General features: G+C 70.5%; 24 protein-coding genes. 17 read left to right on the forward strand and 7 right to left on the reverse strand.

Translation table 11 applies throughout. The features are described from left to right. The first annotated feature begins 29 nt into the window (after positions 1-29). The 4 genes from RKD05_RS05160 to ypfJ are packed head-to-tail and all read left to right on the forward strand — an operon-like array spanning position 30 to position 3,832. A complete protein-coding gene (locus tag RKD05_RS05160; protein WP_424708475.1) occupies positions 30-968 on the forward strand; it encodes a carbohydrate ABC transporter permease in 939 nt (312 codons plus the stop codon). Continuing rightward, positions 965-1,840, forward strand: coding sequence for a carbohydrate ABC transporter permease (locus RKD05_RS05165; protein ID WP_424708476.1), 876 nt, complete (start codon positions 965-967; stop codon positions 1,838-1,840). The genes RKD05_RS05160 and RKD05_RS05165 overlap by 4 nt, the downstream gene beginning before the upstream one ends. A gap of 29 nt (positions 1,841-1,869) precedes the next feature. Then, positions 1,870-2,904 (forward strand): LacI family DNA-binding transcriptional regulator, encoded by a 1,035-nt coding sequence (locus RKD05_RS05170; RefSeq protein WP_424708478.1) that lies wholly within the window; start codon positions 1,870-1,872, stop codon positions 2,902-2,904. Between the two features lie 55 nt (positions 2,905-2,959). Further along, a complete protein-coding gene (gene ypfJ / locus RKD05_RS05175) occupies positions 2,960-3,832 on the forward strand; it encodes a KPN_02809 family neutral zinc metallopeptidase (RefSeq protein ID WP_424708479.1) in 873 nt (290 codons plus the stop codon). 55 nt (positions 3,833-3,887) lie between these two features. Here ypfJ and RKD05_RS05180 read toward each other — a convergent pair whose 3' ends face one another. Genes RKD05_RS05180 through RKD05_RS05190 form a run of 3 tightly spaced genes read right to left on the reverse strand, consistent with a single transcriptional unit; the run spans position 3,888 to position 5,567 of the window. Beyond that, positions 3,888-4,205 (reverse strand): type II toxin-antitoxin system RelE/ParE family toxin, encoded by a 318-nt coding sequence (locus RKD05_RS05180; RefSeq protein ID WP_424708481.1) that lies wholly within the window; start codon positions 4,203-4,205, stop codon positions 3,888-3,890. Next, a complete protein-coding gene (locus tag RKD05_RS05185) occupies positions 4,202-4,435 on the reverse strand; it encodes a type II toxin-antitoxin system ParD family antitoxin (RefSeq protein ID WP_424708482.1) in 234 nt (77 codons plus the stop codon). Before RKD05_RS05185 ends, RKD05_RS05180 begins: the two co-directional genes overlap by 4 nt. Before the next feature lie 31 nt (positions 4,436-4,466). Continuing rightward, the gene (locus RKD05_RS05190; protein ID WP_424708483.1) at positions 4,467-5,567 is read right to left on the reverse strand and encodes a VanZ family protein; all 1,101 of its coding nucleotides are present in this window, start codon (positions 5,565-5,567) and stop codon (positions 4,467-4,469) included. A gap of 132 nt (positions 5,568-5,699) precedes the next feature. Here RKD05_RS05190 and RKD05_RS05195 point away from each other — a divergent pair, with 132 nt between their 5' ends. Continuing rightward, positions 5,700-7,790: an APC family permease gene (locus tag RKD05_RS05195; protein ID WP_424708485.1), complete on the forward strand. Its 2,091-nt coding sequence runs from the start codon at positions 5,700-5,702 to the stop codon at positions 7,788-7,790. Positions 7,791-7,960: 170 nt separating this feature from the next. Continuing rightward, on the forward strand, positions 7,961-8,326 hold the full coding sequence (locus tag RKD05_RS05200; RefSeq protein WP_424708486.1) for a PLD nuclease N-terminal domain-containing protein: 366 nt from the start codon (positions 7,961-7,963) through the stop codon (positions 8,324-8,326). Positions 8,327-8,474: 148 nt separating this feature from the next. Here the strand turns inward: RKD05_RS05200 and RKD05_RS05205 are convergent, their stop codons facing one another. The 4 genes from RKD05_RS05205 to RKD05_RS05220 form a co-directional block, all read right to left on the reverse strand. Then, positions 8,475-9,236, reverse strand: a complete 762-nt coding sequence (locus tag RKD05_RS05205) for an ABC transporter permease (protein ID WP_424708487.1) — start codon at positions 9,234-9,236, stop codon at positions 8,475-8,477. Beyond that, a complete protein-coding gene (locus RKD05_RS05210) occupies positions 9,233-10,021 on the reverse strand; it encodes an ABC transporter ATP-binding protein (protein ID WP_424708489.1) in 789 nt (262 codons plus the stop codon). The genes RKD05_RS05205 and RKD05_RS05210 overlap by 4 nt, the downstream gene beginning before the upstream one ends. A 91-nt stretch (positions 10,022-10,112) precedes the next feature. Next, positions 10,113-10,472: a DUF1048 domain-containing protein gene (locus tag RKD05_RS05215; protein ID WP_424708491.1), complete on the reverse strand. Its 360-nt coding sequence runs from the start codon at positions 10,470-10,472 to the stop codon at positions 10,113-10,115. A 1-nt stretch (position 10,473) separates the two neighbouring features. Beyond that, positions 10,474-10,803, reverse strand: coding sequence for a PadR family transcriptional regulator (locus RKD05_RS05220; RefSeq protein ID WP_424708493.1), 330 nt, complete (start codon positions 10,801-10,803; stop codon positions 10,474-10,476). A 387-nt stretch (positions 10,804-11,190) separates the two neighbouring features. Between RKD05_RS05220 and RKD05_RS05225 the strand changes: the two genes are divergently transcribed. From RKD05_RS05225 to sufU, 11 genes are all read left to right on the forward strand, one after another. Then, positions 11,191-11,403, forward strand: a complete 213-nt coding sequence (locus RKD05_RS05225; protein ID WP_424711889.1) for a hypothetical protein — start codon at positions 11,191-11,193, stop codon at positions 11,401-11,403. After that, entirely contained in the window at positions 11,400-11,480 is an 81-nt protein-coding gene (locus RKD05_RS05230) for a potassium-transporting ATPase subunit F (RefSeq protein ID WP_022878711.1), read from the forward strand. Before RKD05_RS05225 ends, RKD05_RS05230 begins: the two co-directional genes overlap by 4 nt. Next, positions 11,480-13,165: a potassium-transporting ATPase subunit KdpA gene (gene kdpA / locus RKD05_RS05235; protein WP_424708494.1), complete on the forward strand. Its 1,686-nt coding sequence runs from the start codon at positions 11,480-11,482 to the stop codon at positions 13,163-13,165. Before RKD05_RS05230 ends, kdpA begins: the two co-directional genes overlap by 1 nt. Further along, positions 13,165-15,315, forward strand: coding sequence for a potassium-transporting ATPase subunit KdpB (gene kdpB / locus RKD05_RS05240; RefSeq protein WP_424708495.1), 2,151 nt, complete (start codon positions 13,165-13,167; stop codon positions 15,313-15,315). The genes kdpA and kdpB overlap by 1 nt, the downstream gene beginning before the upstream one ends. A gap of 11 nt (positions 15,316-15,326) precedes the next feature. Further along, on the forward strand, positions 15,327-15,911 hold the full coding sequence (gene kdpC / locus RKD05_RS05245; RefSeq protein ID WP_424708496.1) for a potassium-transporting ATPase subunit KdpC: 585 nt from the start codon (positions 15,327-15,329) through the stop codon (positions 15,909-15,911). Between the two features lie 368 nt (positions 15,912-16,279). Further along, positions 16,280-18,874 (forward strand): DUF4118 domain-containing protein, encoded by a 2,595-nt coding sequence (locus RKD05_RS05250; protein ID WP_424708497.1) that lies wholly within the window; start codon positions 16,280-16,282, stop codon positions 18,872-18,874. Further along, complete coding sequence (locus RKD05_RS05255) at positions 18,871-19,542, forward strand: response regulator (protein ID WP_063257762.1); 672 nt, start codon at positions 18,871-18,873, stop codon at positions 19,540-19,542. Before RKD05_RS05250 ends, RKD05_RS05255 begins: the two co-directional genes overlap by 4 nt. 399 nt (positions 19,543-19,941) lie before the next feature. Beyond that, entirely contained in the window at positions 19,942-20,139 is a 198-nt protein-coding gene (locus RKD05_RS05260) for a hypothetical protein (protein ID WP_424708499.1), read from the forward strand. A gap of 15 nt (positions 20,140-20,154) precedes the next feature. After that, the gene (locus RKD05_RS05265) at positions 20,155-20,736 is read left to right on the forward strand and encodes a hypothetical protein (protein WP_424708501.1); all 582 of its coding nucleotides are present in this window, start codon (positions 20,155-20,157) and stop codon (positions 20,734-20,736) included. 99 nt (positions 20,737-20,835) lie between these two features. Beyond that, entirely contained in the window at positions 20,836-22,077 is a 1,242-nt protein-coding gene (locus tag RKD05_RS05270) for an aminotransferase class V-fold PLP-dependent enzyme (protein WP_424708503.1), read from the forward strand. After that, the gene (gene sufU / locus RKD05_RS05275) at positions 22,074-22,529 is read left to right on the forward strand and encodes a Fe-S cluster assembly sulfur transfer protein SufU (RefSeq protein WP_424708504.1); all 456 of its coding nucleotides are present in this window, start codon (positions 22,074-22,076) and stop codon (positions 22,527-22,529) included. The genes RKD05_RS05270 and sufU overlap by 4 nt, the downstream gene beginning before the upstream one ends. Positions 22,530-22,804 lie beyond the last annotated feature (275 nt).

Consider the following 22,804-nt stretch of genomic DNA (forward strand, 5'->3'; position numbering starts at 1 on the left):
GGCGCCCCCTTCCCGGGAGGAACGACCCAATGACATCGACCCTCGAGCGTCCCCGCACGGCGACGCCGCCGGCGCGCGCGACGCGCCCCGCGCCGCGCGGTCGGCACGCGAAGGACCACCCCCTATGGTTCCTCATCCCCGCGCTGGCGGTCCTGGTGGTGTTCTTCGCCGTTCCCACCGTCTTCAACTTCGTCTACGCCTTCACGAACTGGTCGAGCTTCAAGAGCTCGATCGACTTCATCGGCACCGACAACTTCGTCTCGCTCTTCTCCAACGGCTCGCTCGTCAACGCACTGTCGGTGACGTTGATCTACGCCGTGCTGGTCGCGATCTTCCAGAACCTCTTCGGTCTGGGGCTCGCCCTCCTCCTCGAGCGCGACACTCGGACGAACCGCGCGCTGCGGGTCGCCTTCTTCGTGCCGGTGATCATGTCGGCGCTCGCGGTCGGCTACATCTTCCAGGCGATGCTCAAGCCGGACGGTGCGCTCAACGGCATCCTGAGCGTTCTGACCGGCCAGAACGTCGACGTCGCCTGGCTCGGCAGCACGACCTGGACGATCGTGGTCGTCGCCCTCATCCACGCGTGGAAGTGGATGGGCCTGTCGATGCTCATCTACCTCGCGGGCCTGAAGACGATCAACGACGACGTCCTGGAGGCCGCGCGCCTCGACGGCGCGGGGTGGTGGACGACGTTCCGCGCGATCCGCTTCCCGCTGCTCGCCCCGGCCGTGACCTTCAACGTCGCGACGTCGCTGCTCGGCTCGATGAACGGCTTCGACATCGTCCAAGCGACCACCGCGGGCGGCCCCGGCGGCACCACCGAGCTGCTCAACATCTTCATCTTCCGGACCTTCGGCCAGGGCCTGTTCGCCCAGGCCACGACGATGAGCCTCGTGCTGTTCCTCGTGGTCGCGATCCTCGCCTTCCCCGTGATCCGTTTTCTGCGCAAGCGGGAGGACGTGCTGTGACCGAGACCATGACCCTGACGACGGGCCGCACCCGGCGACTCCCCCGACGCCGATCGCCGATCGGCCGCGTGGTCCAGCCGATCGCCGCGATCATCGTGGCCGTGGTGCTCCTCGGCATCCCGTTCCTGCTCACCGTGCTCACGGCGGCCAAGACCCAGGCGGAGGCCTTCGTCCCCTCGCTCGCCCTGCCCACCGAGTGGCACCTGTTCGACAACTTCGCGACCGTCCTCTCGGAGGGCCGCATGATCGCCGCGTTCGGCGGCAGCCTGCTCGTCATGGTTCCGGCGGTGCTCGGGGTGCTGATCCTCGGCTCGATGGCTGCGTGGATCCTCGGGCGACGCCGGTCCAAGGGCCTGGCGTTCGTCTACGCGCTCGCGATCAGTGGCATCGTGCTGCCGCCGGCCGTCGTCACGATCGTGCTCCTGCTGCGCCAGCTGGGCCTGGCGGGCACACCCGTCGGCATGATCGGGGTGTACATGGGCATGTACATGTCGACCGTGATCTTCTTCGTCACGGGCTTCGTGCGCACGATCCCGGTCGAACTCGAGGAGGCCGCGCGCGTCGACGGCGCCTCGCCGGTGCGGGTGTTCGTGAAGATCATCCTGCCGCTGCTCATGCCGGTGCTCGCCACCGCGACGATCCTCATCTGCCTCTACATCTGGAACGACGTGTTCTACGCGCTGTTCGTCGTGGGCGGCCGACTCGACACCCTGCCGCTGAACCTGTACCAGGTGGCGAGCGCCGGTCTGTATCTTCAGAATTGGCATCTGATCTTCGCCTACATCATCCTGATGAGCCTTCCGCTGCTCATCACGTTCATGGTGGCGCAGCGGAAGATCATCTCGGGCATCACCAGCGGCGCCGTCAAGTGAGAGCGGGCGCCGCACACGGACGGAGCGCAATGGACCCCTCCCGCACGAAACCGGCGACGATCGCCGACGTCGCGGCGCGGGCGGGGGTATCCGTGCCGACGGTGTCGCGGGTACTGACGGGGGCGGCCCGGGTGAGCCCCGCCAAGCGCGAGGCCGTCGAGGCGGCCATCGCCGCGCTGGGGTTCCGGCCGAGTGCCGCCGCCCGCGTCCTGGCATCCCGCAAGGCCCAGGTGATCGCCGTGATCGCGGGCGACACGTCGCAGTACGGCTACGCTGAGACGATCCGCGGGATCGAGGAAGCGGCGCGCGCCGACGACTACACCGTGATGATCACCGTCGTCGAGAGCACCGACGACGACGAGATCGACCGCGCGATCGCGGCGACGCTCGCCCAGCCGCTGGCCGGGGTCTGCGTGCTGAAGTTCGACCCTCCCGGTGTCGCGGCGCTGCACCGCATCCCCCCGTCGCTGCCGGTCGTCGCCCTGTCCGGCGTCCGCGAGCCGGGCCTCCGCCAGGCGGTGCTCGACGAGTCCCGCGCCGCGGAGGAGCTCACCGATCACCTGCTCGACCTCGGCCACGCGACCGTGCATCACGTCCGGGTTCCGCCGTCGCGGCGCGAGGACGGTCGCACGACGGGCTGGCGTCGGGCGCTCAAGCGCCGCGGCGCGGTCGTCCCGCCGCTGAGCGACGCGACGTGGGATCCGCGTTCCGGCATCGACATCGGCCGCCGCCTCGCCGACGACCCGTCTGTCACGGCGGTGTTCTGCGGCAACGACGAGATCGCGATGGGAGTGATCCGGGGGATCACGGCATCCGGTCTCCGCGTTCCGGACGACATCTCGGTCGCTGGATTCGACGATCATCCGCTCGCCGCGCTGTGGTCTCCCCCGCTGACGACCGTCGATCAGGACTTCGCGGGTCTCGGTCGCCGGGGCCTGCAACTGCTGCTCAACGAGATCGCCGGCGAGACGGGCAGGCGGTTCTCGTCCGAGCGTCCCCAGCTGGTGGTGCGCGAGAGCACGGCGCCGCCGCGGTCGACCGCGGCGGTACGTCGGATCGGCTGACGCTCGGGTTTCAAGCCCCCTCCGCGAGCGCGGGCCCCGCGCTACGGTCTCGGGCGTGACGTTCAACGACAACGCCCGCGTCGGCGGTAACTCAGCGAAGCGCCGCGGCGGCACCGTGGCCGCCGTGGGCGGCGGCGCGGTGGGCCTCGGCGGCATCGTGGTGCTGCTCATCTCGCTGTTCACGGGCACCGACCTGACGGGGCTCATCGGCGGGGGCCAAGCCGCGGGACCGCAGACCGGCGGCGAGCGCATCGCGAACTGCGAGACGGGTCAGGATGCCAACAGCAACGACGACTGCCGACTCGCCGCCGCATCGCTCAACCTCGACCAGTTCTGGGGCAAGACCGTCGAGGGGTACAGCAAGCCGCAGCTGATCATCGTCGACGGGGCGGCGTCGTCGCCGTGCGGCACGGCGTCGAACGCGACCGGACCGTTCTACTGCCCGCCCGACCAGACGGTCTACATCGACCCGACGTTCTTCGCGGTGCTGCGGCAGCAGTTCGACACGAACGCCGGGCCCCTCGCGCAGCTGTACGTGCTCGCGCACGAGTACGGACACCACGTGCAGAACCTCATCGGCGTGATGGACCAGTACCCGAACAACGGCACCGGACCCGCGAGCAACGGCGTCCGCACCGAGCTGCAGGCCGACTGCTTCGCGGGCGCCTGGGTCGCCGACGCGGCCGACCAGGTCGACGAGAGCGGCACGCCCTACCTCGAGCCGCCCACGACCGAGCAGATCACGAACGCCCTGGCCGCCGCGGCCGCGGTGGGCGACGACCACATCCAGGCCGAGTCCGGCGGAGTGGTGAACCCCGAGAGCTGGACCCACGGCTCGAGCGAGCAGCGCCAGCGCTGGTTCGAGGCGGGTCGCTCCGGCGGCGTGAACGCGTGCGACACGTTCGCGGTCGCGGCGGGGAGCCTGTAGACACGCGCCACGGCTCCGACGCGGTCGGGCGCGGCGCCGACCTGCACCTGGGCCATCAGATCCAGGGCTGGAACTCGGCGTCGATGTCACGCCTCTCGTGCAGGACACGGTGAACGCGGACCGCGTCGTCATCGCATGTGTAGAACAGGAGGAAGGGGAAGCCCTCCGCGCCGAGGACACGAAGCCCGGGGATTCCGGTTCGCGCCTCGGCCGTCGCAGAGCCGGAGGCGGGAAAATCGGCGAGCCGGCGCGCCGCGAGCTCGATCGCATCGATGAAGCGAGAGGCGGTCTCGGGGTCGACCTCATCTCGATAGTGCTCGACGGCTCGCGCGATGTCGAGATCGGCCGCGCGAGACGAGACGACCCGTGTCACGAAGCGTCGCGGACGCTCGCACGGAGCACGTCGAAGTAGTCCGCATCCATCCGCGAACCCTCACCCGACCTCATCCCCTCGAGCACGGCCTCGCGCACGACTGAGGTCTCCCGGTCGCGGCGGATCAGCTCGCGCACGTACTCGCTGCTCGATGCGTAGAGGTGGGCGTGCACCTGAGCATCGGCGAAGGCGCGCAGATCGTCGGGGAGGGAGATGTTCATCGTCGCCATGCCGCCACCTTACTGCGCATGGCAATCCTTGTCATCGAGGATTCTCGGGGTTTCGAGCCGTTCCGGCGTCGACCGCCGGGGTCACCACGCCGGCGCGATCGTCGACCAGACGCCGCCCGCCGATCCAGCCCGTCAGGCCGCGGCCGTCCTTCCACACGAACAGCAGCACGAGCGTCGCCAGCAGCAGGAGCCCCGACGACAGCCCCCACGGGGCCGGCAGCGTCTCGAGCACCGAGTACGACGCCGCACCGGTGAGGAATCGCAGCACGCGCGCGAGCCAGGTGGGCAGCACGCCGTCCGTGTAGCGGACGCGCGTCGCGAGGTCGCCGACCGAACGCCCCGTGGCGAGGATCACCGCGAGCCACACGACCGCCGCGACGGCCGTCCCCACCGTCGACGAGAGCGGGCCGGTGCGACCCGGGTCCTCGAACAGCACGACCAGCACCGCCTGCAGCGCCACGGCGATGCCCGACTGCAGCAGACCGACGCCGAGCACGTCGCACAGGATGCCGAGCACCCGACGCCCCCGCGTGACGGGACGGGGGAGGTCGGCATCCGGAGTCTTCTCCAGTCCTCGGTGCTTCCGCGGAACGACGAACGCCACGAGCGATCCCAGAAGTGCTCCGGACGTGTTGGCGATGAGGTCGTCGACGTCGAACACGCGGTACGCGCACGGGAAGATCCCCCACACGCCGGTCAGCTGCGTCGTCTCGATCACCCCGCTGACCGCGAGCCCGACGAGACCGGCGATCAGGATGCCACGTCCCCCGAGCACGCGCAGGAAGAACCCGAGCGGCACGAACAGGAGCACGTTGAGCGCCACCTGGAGCACGACCGGATCCGTCAGGTAGCGGCCGGAGACGGCGACGGCCTCGCGGATCTCGTCGACGAACTGGAACGGGCGGAGGTTCGTGCCCGCGCAGCGGTAGTCATCGCTGTCGGGGAGGGGCACGAGCGTGTACGTCCAGATCGCCCAGAAGTAGACCGCGGCGCCCGCCCACAGCACGCTGCGCCCGAACGACAGACCGCCGCGACGGCGGTAGCTGACCGCGACGAACGGGACGAACGCGAGCACCGCGACGACACCGCCGAGCAGCACCGCGAGGAGCCCGGATCCGACGATGTTGTGCACCCGGGAATACTAGGGAATACATGTCCGACCCACGGAGTTGCGGCCGTTACGGGTCGTATTGTGTCTCGCCAGTGGACTACCACCCGGTGAACGTCCCGTGCGTCAGATTGCATACGGGCGGCAGGACGCGTAATGTCGCGCGCCGTGACTGACGAAAGTCGCGAGCCCGGCGAACAGACGCCGATGGCCAAGCGCATCCTGATCGGCGAGCCTCTCACGTCGGAAAAACTCGACGAGCAGCTCCTGCCCAAGAAGATGGCCCTCCCCATCTTCGCCTCCGACGCACTCTCCTCCGTGGCCTACGCGCCACAGGAGCTGCTGATGATCCTGCTGATCGGCGGAACGGCTCTGCTGACGCTCAGCCCGTGGGTCGCCGCGGCCGTCGTGGTGCTGCTCGTCGTCGTCGTCCTGAGCTACCGCCAGCTCATCAAGGCGTACCCCTCCGGCGGTGGCGACTACGAGGTCGCGAGCAAGAACCTCGGCGAAGTCCCCGGCGTGGTGGTCGCCGCCGCGCTGCTGGTCGACTACGTGCTCACGGTCGCCGTGTCGGTGGCATCCGGGGTCGACAACATCATCTCGGCGCTGCCCGAGATCAACGACTTCCGCGTCGAGATCGCCGTCGGGTTCGTCATCCTCATCGTCATCGTCAACCTCCGTGGCGTCCGCGAGGCGTCGTCGGTGTTCGCGATCCCGACGTACCTGTTCATCGGGTCGGTGGGCGTCATGATCGTCGTGGGCCTCGCCCGCACGCTGTTCGGCGATGTGCCCGTGGCATCCAGCGCGAACTACGACGTCCAAGCGGAATCGATGACGCAGGCCGCGATGATCCTCCTCGTGCTGCGCGCGTTCTCGAGCGGCTGCTCGGCCCTCACCGGTGTCGAGGCCGTCTCGAACGGTGTGCCCGCGTTCCGGAAGCCGAAGATCCGCAACGCCCAGACGACGCTGACCCTCATGGGCGGCATCGCCATCGCGCTGTTCGTCGGTCTGACGCTGCTCGCCCTGCTCTCCGGCGTGCACTACGCCGAGAACCCCTGCAACCTCATCGGCTTCGATTGCGCGAACAACCCGCAGCCGAGCCTCATGGCGCAGGTGGCCGCCGCCACCTTCGGCATGAACAGCATCCCGTTCTTCATCATCCAGGCCGCTACCGCGTGCGTGCTGCTGCTCGCGGCCAACACCGCGTTCAACGGCTTCCCGCTGCTCGGCGCCGTGCTCGCCCGCGACGGCTACGCCCCCAAGGCCCTCAACACCCGCGGCGACCGCCTCGTGTACTCGAACGGCATGGTGATCCTCGGCATCGTCGCCATCGGCGTGCTGATCGTCTACCAGGCGAACCTCACGACCCTGATCCAGCTGTACATCATCGGTGTGTTCGTGTCGTTCTCGCTCGGCCAGATCGGCATGGTCAAGCACTGGCGGCGGACGCTCGCGGGACTCCACGCCCTCTCCCCCGACGCCGCCCGCCAGCAGAGCGCGCGGTACGAGCGCCGATCGGCGATCTCGGGCCTGTGGATCAACTCGCTCGGCGCGACGTTCACGGTGCTCGTGCTGCTCATCGTCACGATCACGAAGTTCACGCACGGCGCGTGGCTCGTGTTCATCGCGATCCCGATCCTCGCGACCCTGATGCTTGGCGTGAACCGCTACTACCGCGACGTCGAGCACGAGATCCGCATGGACGACACGGTGCACTTCGGTTCGTCCGGCGACGTCGCGATCATCCTCGTGAACCGCCTGCAGAAGCCGGTCGTGAAGGCCATCGACTACGCCCTCGCCGCCAAGCACGACAAGACCCTCGCGGTCCACGTCGCGATCTCGGAAGAGGATGCCACGAGCCTCCAGAAGGAATGGGCGGAGCACGACATGCCCATCCCGCTCGTCATCATCGAGTCGCCGTACCGCACGTACACGTCGCCGGTGACGTCGTTCATCAAGTCGTACCGCGAGAAGCACGGCTCCGCGGTCGTCACGGTGTACCTGCCGCAGTTCATCGTCGGGCACTGGTGGGAGTCGATCCTCCACAACCGCCGCTCGCGCCGCCTCGCGCAGCAGCTCATGCTCGTGCACGGCGTCTCGATCACCCTCGTGCCGTGGCTGCTCGACTCGTCCGAGGTCATCTACGGTCGCCGCTCCCGCCCGCTCCCGGGCCAGCAGCGCGGCGGCCAGCCCGTGGCCGAGGTCCCGACGCATCGGACGAAGGCGCCGCGCGGCTCGGGTTCCTGAGCCGCGGCCCGGGGGCCGGGCGGGCGAAACTCCTGAAGAACGGCAGCCTGCTCGGCGTGTGGGCGGGCGGACGGCGTCTCGTGCGCAGAATCTCAGGAGTTTGGCTCACCGCGCCGCGGCGCCGTCGCGGTCGGTAGACGTGACGGCCCGTCTAGGACAGGGTGGATGCCATGCCGATCCTCGCTCTGCTCACCCTGGCCATCATGGTGTTCGCGCTGATCGACGCCATCACCCGCCGTGACGACCAGGTAAAGCACCTGCCGAAGTTCGCGTGGGTGTTCTTCATCGTGCTGCTGCCGTTGGTCGGGTCGATCCTGTGGTTCACGATCGGCCGCGAGTGGGAGCAGCGCGGCGAGCCGATGTCGTTCGGCGACCCCCGGCGGTGGCAGAAGGATGCCGAGCCGGCTCCGGCGCCGCGTGCCCACGACCGCCGGACGACCGAGCAGCAGATCGCCGACCTCGAGCGCGAGATGTACCTCGCCGACCTCGAGGAGCAGGTGCGCCGCCGTCGCGCCGAGGGCGACGCCCAGGCCTGAGCCCGCGGCATCCCGCCCCCGGCGAGCCCCACCCCGTTGAGTGTCCAAGACACGCGGACGCCTCGCGACGACACCCGCGTGTCCTGGACACTGAACCGGGGTTACGGCGCCCGCCCCCACCCGGCGCTAGGCCGGACCGAAGCCCCGCTCAGCGCCCCGCGCGGCGGAACAGCGCCACCGCGACCACCCACGCGACCGCGAGGATGCCGGCGCACCACGCCAGTGCGATCCACACGCTCGCGCCGACGGGCTGCTGCGCGAGCAGGGCGCGGATGGCATCCACGAGGGACGTCACGGGCTGGTTCTCGGCGAACCAGCGCACGGGCCCGGGCATGGTGTCGGTGGGCGCGAACGCCGAGCTCACGAACGGCAGGAAGATCAGCGGGTAGCTGAACGCGCTGGCGCCGTCGATGGTCTTCGCCGCGAGTCCGGCGATCACCGCCACCCACGTGAGGGCGAGCGTGTACGCCATCAGAATGCCGACCACCCCCAGCCATGCGCCGACCGACGCGCCCGAGCGGAAGCCGACGAGCAGCGCCACGCCGATCACCAGCCCGAGCGACACCGCGTTCGCCAGCAGCGACGTGAGGACGTGTCCCCACAGGACGCTCGCCGGCGCGATCGGCATCGACCGCAACCGGTCGACGATCCCGCCGCGGACGTCGAGGAAGACGCGGTACGCGGTGTACGCGATTCCGGATGCCACGGTGATCAGCAGGATGCCGGGCAGCAGGAAATCCACGTACGCGGTGCCGCCCGTGTCGACCGCGCCGCCCAGGACGAAGACGAACAGCAGCATGATCGCGACCGGCATGATCGCGGTCGTCACGATCGTGTCGGGGCTGCGGAGGATGTGCCGGAGCGACCGGCCGGTGAGGACGGCGGTGTCGGACAGGGCGTATGTGTTCATGACTCCTCCTCGGAGAGCGGGCCGGCGGAACCGACGATGGCGAGGAAGATCTCCTCGAGGGTGGGCTGCTTCTCGACGTACTCCACGGTCGTCGGCGGGAACAGCGCACGGAGCTCCGCGAGCGTCCCCTCGGCAATGATGCGGCCGCCGTGCAGGATCGCGATGCGGTCCGCGAGGTGCTCGGCCTCGTCGAGGTACTGCGTCGTGAGCAGCACCGTGGTGCCGGACGCGGCGAGCGAGCGCACGGCATCCCACACCTCGAGGCGGGCTTGCGGGTCGAGCCCCGTCGTCGGCTCGTCGAGGAAGACCACCGCGGGCTCCCCCACGAGGCTCATCGCGATGTCGAGGCGCCGGCGCATGCCGCCGGAATACGTGGATGCCGCTCGGCGCGCGGCATCCGTGAGCGAAAAACGCTCGAGCAGCGCGTCGGCCACCCGACCGGGGTCGGGCAGGTGTCGCAGACGGGCGACGAGCATGAGGTTCTCGCGACCGGTCAGGACCTCGTCGACGGCGGCGAACTGCCCCGTGAGGCTGATCGCGGCGCGCACGCGGGCGGCCTGGGTCGCGACGTCGGCTCCGGCGACGACCGCCGTCCCGCCGTCGGCACGCAGCAGCGTCGACAGGATGCGGACGGCCGTCGTCTTGCCGGCGCCGTTGGAGCCGAGGAGCGCGACGATGGTGCCTCTCTCGACGTCGAGGTCGAGACCCCGCAGCACGGCGACGTCGCCGTAGGACTTGGTGAGGTTCCGCACGCGGATGGCGGGACCGGTATCGGTGATGGGCATGGTGTTCCTCTCGTGTTGTTCCGGCCGGAGGGCGCACGAGGCCATCGCCTCCGGCCAGCCGGTTCCGGAGGACGCGTGTGGGAGAGGGCGATCAGCCCTGGGACTGGGCCGCCTCGTCGATCGCGCGGGCGAGGCGGGCGCGCTCGCGTCCGATCCAGCTGCCGTCGCCGTAGTTCGCCATGAACTCCTCGGCGAAGACGGACGGTTCGGCGCCCGTCACGTCGCGGATGGGCGTGCCTGCCGCGGCGGCCTGCTCGAGCAGGTCGGCAAGGTCGGTCACCATACGGATCAGCGCGTCGCTGTCATCCGTCGGCCCGAGGTTGAGCACGTACCGTTCGAGCGCGCGGCCCGCCTGCCGGTAAGGAGCGGGGAGGGCGTCGAGGCGGCGGCGATACTCCCGCCACTGCTTCTTGGCGCCCAGGTCGCCGATGATCTTCTCGTACCAGGCCATGTCAGTTCCCTTCGTTGCGGAGCTGCTCGAGCCGATCGGCGAGCAGACCCCAAGTGGTCCAGAATTCGGCGAGCTGCTCTCGCCCCGTGTCGTTGAGGGTGAAGACCTTGCGCGGCGGCCCCTTCTCGGATGCCACCTTCTCGACGTCGACGAGATCCCGCTGTTCGATGCGGACGAGGATCGCGTAGACCGTGCCCTCGGCGAGGTCGGTGAACCCCCGCTCGCGGAGGTCGGCGGTGATCTCGTATCCGTACGCCGGGCGTCGTGCAAGGACGGCCAGGACGACGCCCTCGAGCACCCCCTTGAGCATCTCGGTGTCGTGTCTCCCCATGCGGTACTCCTCAACGTTGACTACCGCTAGAAAGTAACACTGAGTACCGGTACTTAGCAAGAGCGAGTAGTACCTCGCCCCGGCCGTCGGCCCGCGGCCCGCCCCGCCCGCCGGTACACAACGAAGGAGATTCGGTTTGGGACGCACGGAACGACGCGCGACGGCAGACCCTGGACCGCGGATCTCCTTCGTTGTGTACCGGACGGCGATCCCATCGGCGTCGGCGGACCGCCGCGTATGCACCTCGTATGCGTCCGTGGGCGGGCCGTAGGGAAAGCGTTAGGACCGCGGAATCCCGCGGCGCACAGGAGTTGCATCGACACACGTGCCGCCCCACGGCACCCGCGCCACAGCAGTCGCGCGGAAGCTCCCGAATCTGGAGTCATCGTGCTCGATGTCGTCTACCTCGTCGCGATCCTGGCGCTCTTCGCGCTGGTCGCCCTCATCGCGCAGGGGGTCGAGAAGCTGGGCCCGCAGCCCGGCGCTCCCTCCGCGCGCATCCCCGGCCGCGGCGCCCAGCCGCCCGCCGCCGCCCCCGCCCCGGCGCCCGAGCGCTCATCGCGCAGCGCCGCACCCGAGCGAGGGGGCGACTCCGCATGAGCATCCTCGCCGCCGTCCTCGCCGTCGCCGCGATCGTCTACCTCGTGATCGCGCTCGTCCGTCCGGAGAAGTTCTGATGGATGCCGGAAGCATCTGGTCCATCGTCCTGACCAGCCTCACGCTCATCGTCGCCCTGGGCCTGGCGTACCGCCCGCTCGGCGACTACATCGCCCGCATCTACACCGGCGAGCGCGACCTCGCCGTGGAGCGGGGCACCTACCGCCTCATCGGCGTCGACCCGCGCGGCTCCCAGACCTGGCAGGCGTACCTGCGGTCCGTGCTGCTGTTTTCGGCGGCGGGCGTCGTGTTCGTGTACGCGATCATGCGTCTGCAGCCGCTGCTGCCGTTCTCGCTGGGCCTCGACGCCCCGGGCGAGGCCCTGTCCTTCAACACCGCGGTCTCGTTCGTCACGAACACCAACTGGCAGTCGTACTCGGGCGAGACGACGCTCGGCTACACGGTGCAGTTCGCCGCGCTGACCGTCCAGAACTTCGTGAGCGCCGCCGTCGGCATCGCCATCGCTGTCGCTCTGGTGCGCGGTTTCGCGTACCGCCGCAGCGGCGTGATCGGCAACTTCTGGGTCGACCTCGTCCGCGGCACCTATCGGCTGCTGCTGCCGTTCTCGATCGTTGCGGCGATCGTGCTGCTCGCCGGCGGCGTCATCCAGAACCTGAGCGGATTCACGGATGCCACGACCCTCGCGGGCGCGGCCCAGTCGATCCCGGGCGGACCCGTGGCATCCCAGGAGGCGATCAAGCTCCTCGGCACGAACGGCGGCGGGTTCTTCAACGTCAACTCGGCGCACCCGTTCGAGAACCCTGCCCCGTGGACGAACCTGTTCGAGATCTTCCTGATGCTCGTGATCCCGTTCTCACTGCCCCGCGCCTTCGGCCGCATCGTCGGTGACGACCGCCAGGGCTACACGATCCTCGGCGTGATGGCGGCGATCTTCGTGGCATCCGCTGCCCTCCTCACGTGGGCCGAGCTCGCCGGTGCCGGAAGCGCCCCGCAGCTCGCGGGCGGTGCGATGGAGGGCAAGGAAGTGCGCTTCGGCATCTTCGGCTCGACGCTCTTCGGGACGACGAGCACCCTGACCTCGACGGGTGCGGTCAACTCGATGCACGACAGCTACACGGCGCTCGGCGGCATGATGCCGATGATCAACATGATGCTCGGCGAGATCGCTCCGGGCGGCGTCGGCTCGGGCCTGTACGGCATGCTGATCCTCGCCGTGATCGCGGTGTTCGTCGGCGGGCTGCTCATCGGACGGACGCCCGAGTACCTCGGCAAGAAGATCGGGCCGCGCGAGATCAAGCTCGCGAGCCTGTACATCCTCGTCACGCCCACCCTCGTGCTCGCCGGGACCGCGCTGAGCTTCGGCCTGCCCGGCATCCGGGACGATGTCGAGTCGACCTCGATCCTGAACCCGGGCGTCCACGGCCTCAGCGAGGTGCTGTACGCCTTCACCTCGGCGGCGAACAACAACGGCTCGGCGTTCGCGGGACTCACCGCGAACACCCCGTGGTTCAACACGGCCCTCGCGGTCGCGATGCTCCTCGGACGCTTCCTGCCGATCGTGTTCGTGCTGGCCCTGGCGGGTTCCCTCGCGGCGCAGGATGCCGTTCCCGCCACCGCCGGGACCCTGCCGACGTACCGCCCGCAGTTCGCGGGCCTCCTCGCGGGCGTGGCGGTCATCGTCACGGCCCTCACCTACTTCCCGGTCCTCACCCTGGGACCCCTCGCCGAAGGACTTACCCGCTGATGTCCACGCTCACCCACGCCCCGGCTCCCGCCGAGGCCCCGACCCCGGCCGCTCCGCGCCGCGCGTTCAGCGCCGCGCAGATCGTCGCCGCGCTCCCGGGCGCCGCGAAGAAGCTCAACCCCGCGTCGCAGTGGCGCAACCCCGTGATGTTCCTCGTGTGGGTGGGGGCGGCTCTCACCACCCTCATCGCGATCACCGAGCCGTTCCTCGGAGACGGCGGCACTGACGAGGCCTCGCTCCCCTTCGGCTTCACGTGGGGCATCGCGATCTGGCTGTGGCTCACGGTGTTCTTCGCGAACATCGCCGAGTCGGTCGCCGAGGGCCGCGGCAAGGCGCAGGCCGCGACGCTCCGCAAGACGCGGACGACGACCACCGCCCGCCGCGTCGTCTCCTACGACACGAAGGCCGACCCCCTGGCATCCACCGCCCGGATCGAGGAGGTCCCGTCCGGCGACCTGAGAGTCGGCGACGTCGTGCTCGTCGAGGCGGGGCAGCTGATCCCGGGCGACGGCGACATCGTCGCGGGCATCGCGACCGTCGACGAGTCGGCGATCACGGGCGAGTCGGCCCCCGTCGTCCGCGAGTCGGGCGGCGACCGCAGCGCCGTCACCGGCGGCACGCGCGTGCTCAGCGACCGCATCGTCGTGACGATCACGTCGAAGCCCGGCGAGACGTTCGTCGACCGCATGATCGCGCTCGTCGAGGGCGCGTCGCGGCAGCGGACGCCGAACGAGATCGCGCTGAACATCCTGCTGGCGAGCCTCTCGATCGTGTTCGTCGTCGTGGTCCTGGTGCTGAACCCGATCGCGTCGTACGCCGCGTCGCCGGTGTCGATCCCCGTGCTCGTCGCGCTGCTCGTGTGCCTGATCCCCACGACGATCGGGGCGCTGCTGAGCGCGATCGGCATCGCGGGCATGGACCGGCTCGTGCAGCGGAACGTCCTGGCGATGTCGGGCCGCGCCGTCGAGGCCGCGGGCGACGTCACGACGCTGCTGCTCGACAAGACCGGAACGATCACCTACGGCAACCGTCGCGCGTCGGCGTTCGTCCCGATGGAGGGCGTCGGCGGGCCACTCCTGGCGGAGTACGCGTCGATGTCGTCGCAGGCCGACCCCACGCCCGAGGGCACGTCGGTCGTCGAGCTCGCCGCGGCGCAGGGGATCGTCGCCGAGATGCCCCGCGGCGCGGAGCCCGTCCCGTTCACGGCCCAGACCCGCATGAGCGGCCTCGACCTCACCGACGGCACGCAGGTCCGCAAGGGCGCCGCGTCGGCCGTGGTCGCCTGGCTCGCGGCATCCGGATCGCCCGTTCCCGAGACGCTGCGCGCGCAGCTGCAGGAGGAGACGGATGCCATCGCCCAGTCCGGCGGCACCCCGCTGGTCGTCGCGACCCTCACGCCCGCGGGCGAGGGGCGCGTGCTCGGTGTCATCCACCTCAAAGACGTCGTGAAGGACGGCCTCCGCGAGCGGTTCGGGGAGCTGCGGGCCATGGGCATCCGCACCGTGATGATCACGGGTGACAACCCGCTCACCGCGAAGGCCATCGCGGCCGAGGCGGGCGTCGACGACTACCTCGCCGAGGCCACGCCCGAGGACAAGCTCGCCCTCATCCGCCGCGAGCAGGAGGGCGGCAACCTCGTCGCGATGACCGGTGACGGCACGAACGACGCCCCCGCGCTCGCACAGGCCGACGTCGGCGTCGCGATGAACACCGGCACGTCGGCCGCGAAGGAGGCCGGCAACATGGTCGACCTCGACAGCGACCCGACGAAGCTCATCGACATCGTGCGCATCGGCAAGCAGCTGCTCATCACGCGCGGCGCGCTCACGACGTTCTCGCTCGCGAACGACATCGCGAAGTACTTCGCGATCATCCCGGCGATGTTCATGGGCGTCTTCCCGGGACTCGCGGTGCTCAACGTCATGCAGCTCTCGTCGCCGGCCTCCGCGGTGCTGAGCGCGATCATCTTCAACGCGATCGTCATCATCGTGCTCATCCCCCTCGCCCTGCGCGGTGTGAAGTACCGCGCGGCGAGCGCCTCGAGCATCCTCAGCCGCAACCTGCTCGTCTACGGGCTCGGCGGCATCCTCGTCCCCTTCATCGGCATCAAGCTCATCGACCTCGTCGTGAGCCTGCTCCCGGGATTCTGAAAGGCCCCGTCATGCGCACCACCCTGCGTACCGCCGGCGTCGCCGTCCGCGCGATGCTCGTCTTCACCGTGCTCCTCGGCGTCGGCTACATGCTGCTCATCACCGGGATCGGTCAGCTCGCCCTCCCGTCCCAGGCCAACGGCTCGCTCGTGCGTGCCGCGGACGGCACCGTCGTCGGTTCGTCGCTCATCGCGCAGTCGTTCCAGGATGCCGACGGCAACGCGCTGCCGCAGTACTTCCAGTCGCGTCCGTCCGCCGCCTCCTGGGACGCCGCCGCCTCGACCGGATCGAACCTCGGCCCGGAGAATGCGGATCTCATCGCCTCGATCCAGCAGGGCCGCGCGACGTTCGAGCAGCTGAACGGCGCCGGCGCGGTCCCCGCCGACGCGGTCACCTCGTCGGGCTCCGGCCTCGACCCGGACATCTCCGTCGCGAACGCGGAACGGCAGGCCGCGCGGATCGCGGAGGCCCGTGGCATCCCGGTCTCCGACGTCGAAGCGCTCATCGCGCAGCACACGCTGCCGCGCGACCTGGGGTTCCTCGGCGACCCGCGCGTGAACGTCCTCGAGCTCAACCGCGCGCTGGACGCGCTCTGACGCGCGAGAATCGCTGACATGCGCACGCTTCCCGCCGCCGCCGTCGCCCTCCCCGGGCGGCGGCGGTTCGGCGCGTCCGGCGCGGTGGGCGGCGTGTCGGCGCCCGGCGCCGCACCCACGTTGAGTGTCCAAGACACGCGGATCGGCGCGCCTCGGCTCCGCGTGTCTTGGACACTGAACCTCAATAGCGCGAACGCCGCCCGCGCAGCCCACCGCGGCGCGTCCACGACCGGTGCCGCACGCGCACTCCCGGCCGCGCCGGCACCCGGGCCCGCGAAGATCTTGAGTGTCCAAGACACGCGGATCGCCGCGCCTCGGCTCCGCGTGCCTTGGACACCGAGACCCCAGCGGCCTCGCGGGAGCGCGGCGTGAAGCGCGGGCACCTGCGCGTGCTGCTCGGGGCAGCTCCCGGCGTCGGCAAGACGTACGAGATGCTCGAGGAGGGCCGCCGGCTGCGCGAAGAGGGCCGCGACGTCGTCATCGCGATCGTCGAGACGCACGGCCGCGCTGCCACCGCCGCGCAGGCCGAGGGACTCGAGGTCGTCCCGCGCCGGGCCGTCGCGCACCGGGGCGTCGACCTCGACGAGATGGACCTGGATGCCGTGCTCTTACGCCACCCGCAGATCGCGCTGGTCGACGAGCTCGCGCACACCAACGCACCCGGGTCGGCGCACGAGAAACGCTGGCAGGACGTCGAGGCCCTCCTGGACGCGGGCATCGACGTCATCACGACGGTCAACGTGCAGCACGTCGCCTCGCTCGGCGACGTCGTCGAGAAGATCACCGGCGTGGTGCAGCGGGAGACGGTCCCGGATGCCGTGGTCCGCGCGGCCGACCAGATCGAGGTCGTCGACCTCGCCCCCCAGTCGTTGCGCGACCGGCTGGCATCCGGGTTCGTGTATCCGGCGGAGCGGATCGACGCGGCCCTGTCGAACTACTTCCGGCTCGGCAACCTGACGGCGCTGCGCGAGCTCGCGCTGCTGTGGCTCGCCGACGAGGTCGACTCCGCGCTGCAGCGGTACCGCGTGGAGCAGGGCATCGAGGGGTCGTGGCAGGCCCGCGAGCGGGTCGTCGTCGCGCTCACGGGCGGCGCGGAGGGCGAGACGCTGATCCGGCGCGGCGCCCGCATCGCCGCGCGCTCCGCCGGCGGCGAGCTGCTCGCCGTGCACGTGTCGACGCAGGACGGGCTGCGCGCCGAGGAACCCGGCGCCCTCGCCGCGCAGCGCGCGCTCGTCGAGTCGCTCGGCGGGACGTACCACCAGGTGGTGGGCGACGAGGTCGCCACGGCCCTCGTCGATTTCGCCCGGTCGGTGAACGCGTCGCAGCTCGTCATCGGTGTCAGCCGCCGCGGACGCCTCGGCGCCGCCCTCACCGGCCCGGGCATCGGCGCGACCGTCATCCGCCTGTCCGGCGACATCGACGTGCACATCGTGAACCACGCGCGCGCCGGCGGCCGCTTCGCCCTCCCCCGCCTCGCCGGACCCGCGCTGAGCGCGAAGCGGCGCATCCTCGGGTTCCTCACGGCGCTCGCGGGCGGCCCGCTGCTGTCGTGGCTGCTCATCGCCACGGGGACCGACGAGTCGATCACGACCGATGTCCTCGCCTACCAGCTGCTCGTCGTCGTCGTGGCCCTGATCGGCGGCATCTGGCCCGCGGTGTTCGCGGCGGTGCTGTCGGGGCTGACCCTGGACTTCCTGTTCATCCAGCCGCTGTACACGGTGACCATCGCCAACCCGATCCACGTGATCGCCCTGGTGCTGTACGTCATCATCGCGATGCTCGTGAGCGTCGTCGTCGACCAGGCCGCCCGGCGCGCCCGAGCCGCGCGTCGGGCCGCGGCCGAGTCCGAGCTGCTCGCCACGGTGGCCGGCAGCGTCCTCCGCGGCGAGAGCGCGGTGCCCGCGCTGGTGTCCCGCGCCCGCGAGGCGTTCGCGCTCGCGGGCGTGCGACTCGTGGCATCCGATGGTTCCGTGCTCGCCACCGACGGCGAACCGGTCCGCGACGGCCGGGCGACCACGGTGCCCGTCGGCGACGGACGCGCGGTACTCGAACTGCACGGCAGAGACCTGGATGCCACGGAGCGGCGCCTCCTCGACGTCGTCGTCGCGCAGCTCGCCGCCGCCCTCGAGCGCACCGATCTGGCCGAGACCGCCGCCGAGGCGGGGGTCCTCGCCGCAACCGACCAGGTACGCAGCGCCCTGCTCTCGGCGGTGAGCCACGATCTGCGCCGGCCTCTCGCCGCCGCCGTCGCCGCGCTCGGTGGACTGCGCGCCGCCGGCGATCAGCTCTCCGCGGACGATCGCCGCGAGTTGCTGGAGACCGCCGACGAGAGCCTGGCCACGCTGTCGGTGCTCGTCACCGACCTGCTGGACGTCAGCCGCGTGCAGGCCGGAGTGCTCGCGGTGTCGCTGGCTCCGGTGGACGCCGCGGGGATCGTCCTGGTCGCGCTCGACGAGCTCGGCCTCGGTCCCGACGACGTCGAGCTGGCCCTCGACCCCGACCTGCCGCCGCTGCAGGCGGACCCGGTCCTGCTGCAGCGGGTGCTCGTGAACGTCCTGAGCAACGCCGTGCGGTTCACCCCCGACGGGGGCCGGGCCCGGGTGGCGACGAGCCGCTTGGGCGGGGTCGCCGAGATCCGCGTGATCGACCACGGCCCCGGCGTCGCACCCGAGCGGCGCACCGACATGTTCGCGCCGTTCCAGCGCCTCGGCGACACCGACAACACCGTGGGCCTCGGCCTCGGCCTCGCGCTGTCGCGCGGCTTCGCCGAGGGCATGGGCGGAACGCTGACCCCCGAGGACACCCCCGGCGGCGGGCTCACGATGGTGATTGCGTTGCCGGTGGCGGTGGATGCCGAAACCCCGCGCGACGCCGAGGGCGCGGCATCCCGCGGCGATGCGCCACCCGAGACCCCGCGCGACGCCGGGGCCGCGGCATCCCTCCCCCGAACGGAGACCCGATGAAGGTCCTGATCGCCGACGACGATCCGCAGCTCGTGCGGGCGCTGCGGATCACCCTCGCCGCCCACGGATACGACGTCGTCGCCGCGGCCGACGGGGCGGCGGCGATCACGCTGGCCGCGCAGGCGCACCCCGACATCGTGCTGCTCGACCTTGGGATGCCGCACCTCGACGGCGTGCAGGTGATCCAAGCGCTGCGCGGGTGGACGACCGCGCCGATCATCGTCGTGTCCGGCCGCACCGGTTCCGCCGACAAGGTGGAGGCGCTGGACGCCGGCGCCGACGACTACGTCACCAAGCCGTTCCAGATCGACGAGCTGCTCGCCCGCCTGCGGGTGCACGGCCGGCGGGCCGTCCCCGCGAGCGGCGAGTCCGTCGTGCGGTTCGGCGACGTCGAGATCGACCTCGCCGCGAAGGCCGTCACGCGCGCCGGCTCCCGCGTGCACCTGACCCCGACGGAGTGGCGGATGCTGGAGTTCCTCGCCCGCAACCCCGGCTCGCTCGTGACGCGGCAGACGCTCCTCAAGGAGATCTGGGCGAGCGAGCAGGTCGCCGACAGCGGGTACCTGCGGCTGTACATGTCGCAGCTGCGGAAGAAGCTCGAGGCCGAGCCGTCGGCCCCGGTGCATCTGCTGACCGAGCAGGGCATGGGCTACCGCCTGGTGCTGTAGGCCGGGGGCGGGGCGCGGGGGCACCCTCGGGCCGCCCGGCCAGCCCCGGCGCGGGGCGGGACCGGGGCCGCGTGCCGAACTCAGGAGAAATCCGTCGTTCCCGCCGCGCAGCGCGGCATCCGACCCGAATCGAGCCAAATTCTCAGGAGTTCGGCACGGGCTCCGCGTCCGCGGATGCGATCCTCATGGCGCACCCGGGCCCCGCCGTGGTCAGCCGAACACGGCGGTGCGATTCCCGGCCCTCCGATCGAATGCGGGTGATTTTTCACATGGTGCGGAGAGATCACGTCTCGCGTACAGATTCGGATGCTAGATTCCGTTAAGCCAACGACTTGAGCGAACGTTCGTTGTCGGCCCGTTGCGTGGGACCAACGCAGCACATTCGAGACGGAGATCGAGATGGCTTCGGAAGCACTTGGCAGCGCTTACGTTCTGTCGACGGCGGGCGCGCGCCAGCTCGCCGAGATGGCGGCCGGCGGAAGCGCACCGGGGGCGACGCCCGGATTCTCTTCGCGCTTGCTCGAATACGGTGCGGCCGATCAGCGCCTGTCCGTCCTGGAGCGCCTCGTACGCGCGCACACGCCGAACGAGCGCTGACCGCGACACCCAAGAGTGATCGAGTACGACGTCTTCGCACTCGCGGACGTTCAGCAAGAGAAGTACCGCGTCCTCGCGGAGACGGTGGACGAGAGGCTGTCCACTTTTCGCTGCGAACGATCACCACGTCTCCAAGACTTCGCGAGGTCCAGCGTCCAGAAGTATGAACGGCACGGGCACAGCCGAACATACGTTCTTGTGACTCCACGCGACGACACGATCGATGTGGCTGGCTTCTTCACTGTGGGTATGACAGCACTCAATCTGCAGAAGGCGACATCGAGCGCCCGCAAGAGACTCATGGGAGACGTGAGTGTGGTGCAGACGGGTGCCTACAGCATCGCCGAACTCGCCAGGTCCGATGATTACTCGTCTGAACAGCTGCCCGGACGCGTCATCTTGGACGAAGCAAAGGAGGTCATCAGGCGTGCCCGCGGCTACATCGCCGGCCGGTTCGTCGTCGTCGACGCCCGAGAAGAAGTTTTCTCACACCTCTATGAGCCCGCTGGGTTCCGCAAGATCCACCTCGCTGAGGCGCCTCGCGGGATGGCCGGGATCCCCTTCGTCACCGCGTGCGCCGTCGTGAAGGACTGGTAGGTTCACTCCAGCCCCGCGGCGGCAGCGCTCCGCGGCAGCTCCCTGCCTGCCGAGCCGCGGCCCAGCCCCGGCCCACCCGCCGCCGCGTAGCCTGGAGGGGTGACACTCCCCTTCGACGTGACCGCGGTGCGGGCCGAGTTCCCGATCCTCGGCACCGAGATCGACGGCCGGCCCCTCGTCTACCTCGACTCCGGCGCAACGAGCCAGAAGCCGCGCGCCGTCCTGGGTGCCGAGCGCGACTTCCTCGAGACCGCCAACTCCGCGGTGCACCGGGGCGCGCACACGCTCGCCGCCGAGGCGACGGAACTATTCGAGGACGCCCGCGCCGCCGTCGCGGAGTTCGTCGGCGGCACGCCCGAGCAGCTCGTCTGGACCTGCGGCGCGACCGCGGGCCTCAACCTCGTCGCCGGTTCGCTCGGCTACGCCGGGCGTCTCCGCGAGGGCGACGAGATCGTGGTGACCGAGGCCGAGCATCACGCGAACCTCATCCCGTGGCAGGAACTCGCCGCCCGCACCGGCGCGCGCCTGCGCCACATCCCCGTGAAGGACGACGGCACGCTCGACATGGCCGCGGCGGAAAGCCTCATCGGCGCGCGCACCAAGGTCGTCGCGTTCCCGCACGTCTCGAACGTCCTGGGCATCGTGAACCCCGTCGCCGAGCTCGTCGCCCTCGCGCGCAGCGTCGGCGCACTGACCGTCCTCGACGCGTGCCAGTCGGCACCGCACCTCGTGCTGGACCTGCCGGCATCCGGAGTCGACCTGGCCGTCTTCTCGGGACACAAGATCTTCGGCCCGTACGCGATCGGCGGCCTGTGGGGCCGCGAGGACGTGCTCGAGTCGCTCCCGCCGTTCACCACCGGTGGATCCATGATCACCACCGTCACGCTCGAGAAGGCGGAGTTCCTCCCGCCGCCGCAGCGCTTCGAGGCCGGCACGCAGCCGGTGTCGCAGGCGATCGGGCTCGCGGCTGCCGTGCGGTGGTTCGGCGCTCTCGATCGCGACGCCGCGCACGCGCACGAGGCCGCGCTCGAACGGCGCCTCCGCGAGGGACTGCGCTCGATCGATGGCATCCGTCTGCTCGGAGACACGGATGCCGCCGACCGCGTCGCCCTGCAGGCGTTCGACGTCCAGGGGGTCCACGCGCACGACGTGGGGCAGTTCCTCGACAGCCGCGGGGTCGCCGTGCGCGTCGGCCATCACTGCGCGCAGCCGCTGCACCGCCGCTTCGGCCTCACCGCGTCGGTGCGCGCGAGCGCGGCGGTCCACACGACGACCGACGAGGTCGACACCTTCCTGGATGCCGTCTCCGGCGTCCGCAGCTTCTTCGGGGTGCACGCATGAGCGGCCTGGAATCCCTGTACCAGGACCTGATCCTCGACCACTCGAAGAACCGCCGCGGTTTCGGACTGGCCGACCCCGGCGCGCACAGCGCCACGGTGCACCAGCGCAACCCGATCTGCGGCGACGAGATCACGCTGCGGGTCGACGTCGACGGCGGCCGCGTGGCATCCGTCAGCTGGGAGGGCGCGGGCTGCTCGATCTCGCAGGCGTCCGCGTCGATGCTCGTCGCGCTGCTCGACGAGGACGGGGGCACGGACGGGATGCCAACGGCCGACGCCGAGGCGCTGATCGGTCGCTTCCGCGAGGCCCTGCGCTCGCGCGGCCAGATCCCGCTCGACGAGGAGACGTTCGGCGACGCCGCGGCACTGTCCGGCGTCTCGAAGTACACCGCGCGCGTGAAGTGCGCGATGCTCGCCTGGGTCGCACTCGAAGAGGGCCTCCGCCAGGCCTGACCGGCGCGCGGCTTCAGGCCGGAGCCCGGTTGCGGGCGGCGCAACCTCCGCGATCCGCACAACCTCAGCGATCCGCACCACCTCAGCGGCATCCAGCCCCTCCTGACTCACCCAGCGCAGATCACTGACTCTGCGCCCCGGCCCGACCCGCGCGGCACAACCTCAGCAATCCGCACAACCTCAGCGGCATCCAGCCCCTCCTGACTCACCCAGCGCAGATCACTGACTCTGCGGCCCACCCCGACCCGCGCGGCACAACCTCAGCAATCCGCACA

This window comes from Microbacterium sp. SLBN-111, assembly GCF_049739645.1.
Classification (GTDB): domain Bacteria; phylum Actinomycetota; class Actinomycetes; order Actinomycetales; family Microbacteriaceae; genus Microbacterium.

What these genes read in the sequence shown, in the direction of transcription:
- RKD05_RS05160 (WP_424708475.1), top strand. Translation starts at nt 30, where the DNA reads ATGACATCGACCCTCGAGCGTCCCCGCACGGCGACGCCGCCGGCGCGC.
- RKD05_RS05170 (WP_424708478.1), top strand. Translation starts at nt 1,870, where the DNA reads ATGGACCCCTCCCGCACGAAACCGGCGACGATCGCCGACGTCGCGGCG.
- RKD05_RS05185 (WP_424708482.1), bottom strand. Translation starts at nt 4,435, where the DNA reads ATGGCGACGATGAACATCTCCCTCCCCGACGATCTGCGCGCCTTCGCC.
- RKD05_RS05195 (WP_424708485.1), top strand. Translation starts at nt 5,700, where the DNA reads ATGTCGCGCGCCGTGACTGACGAAAGTCGCGAGCCCGGCGAACAGACG.
- RKD05_RS05200 (WP_424708486.1), top strand. Translation starts at nt 7,961, where the DNA reads ATGCCGATCCTCGCTCTGCTCACCCTGGCCATCATGGTGTTCGCGCTG.
- RKD05_RS05205 (WP_424708487.1), bottom strand. Translation starts at nt 9,236, where the DNA reads ATGAACACATACGCCCTGTCCGACACCGCCGTCCTCACCGGCCGGTCG.
- RKD05_RS05210 (WP_424708489.1), bottom strand. Translation starts at nt 10,021, where the DNA reads ATGCCCATCACCGATACCGGTCCCGCCATCCGCGTGCGGAACCTCACC.
- RKD05_RS05215 (WP_424708491.1), bottom strand. Translation starts at nt 10,472, where the DNA reads ATGGCCTGGTACGAGAAGATCATCGGCGACCTGGGCGCCAAGAAGCAG.
- RKD05_RS05220 (WP_424708493.1), bottom strand. Translation starts at nt 10,803, where the DNA reads ATGGGGAGACACGACACCGAGATGCTCAAGGGGGTGCTCGAGGGCGTC.
- RKD05_RS05230 (WP_022878711.1), top strand. Translation starts at nt 11,400, where the DNA reads ATGAGCATCCTCGCCGCCGTCCTCGCCGTCGCCGCGATCGTCTACCTC.
- kdpA (WP_424708494.1), top strand. Translation starts at nt 11,480, where the DNA reads ATGGATGCCGGAAGCATCTGGTCCATCGTCCTGACCAGCCTCACGCTC.
- kdpB (WP_424708495.1), top strand. Translation starts at nt 13,165, where the DNA reads ATGTCCACGCTCACCCACGCCCCGGCTCCCGCCGAGGCCCCGACCCCG.
- kdpC (WP_424708496.1), top strand. Translation starts at nt 15,327, where the DNA reads ATGCGCACCACCCTGCGTACCGCCGGCGTCGCCGTCCGCGCGATGCTC.
- RKD05_RS05255 (WP_063257762.1), top strand. Translation starts at nt 18,871, where the DNA reads ATGAAGGTCCTGATCGCCGACGACGATCCGCAGCTCGTGCGGGCGCTG.
- RKD05_RS05260 (WP_424708499.1), top strand. Translation starts at nt 19,942, where the DNA reads ATGGCTTCGGAAGCACTTGGCAGCGCTTACGTTCTGTCGACGGCGGGC.
- sufU (WP_424708504.1), top strand. Translation starts at nt 22,074, where the DNA reads ATGAGCGGCCTGGAATCCCTGTACCAGGACCTGATCCTCGACCACTCG.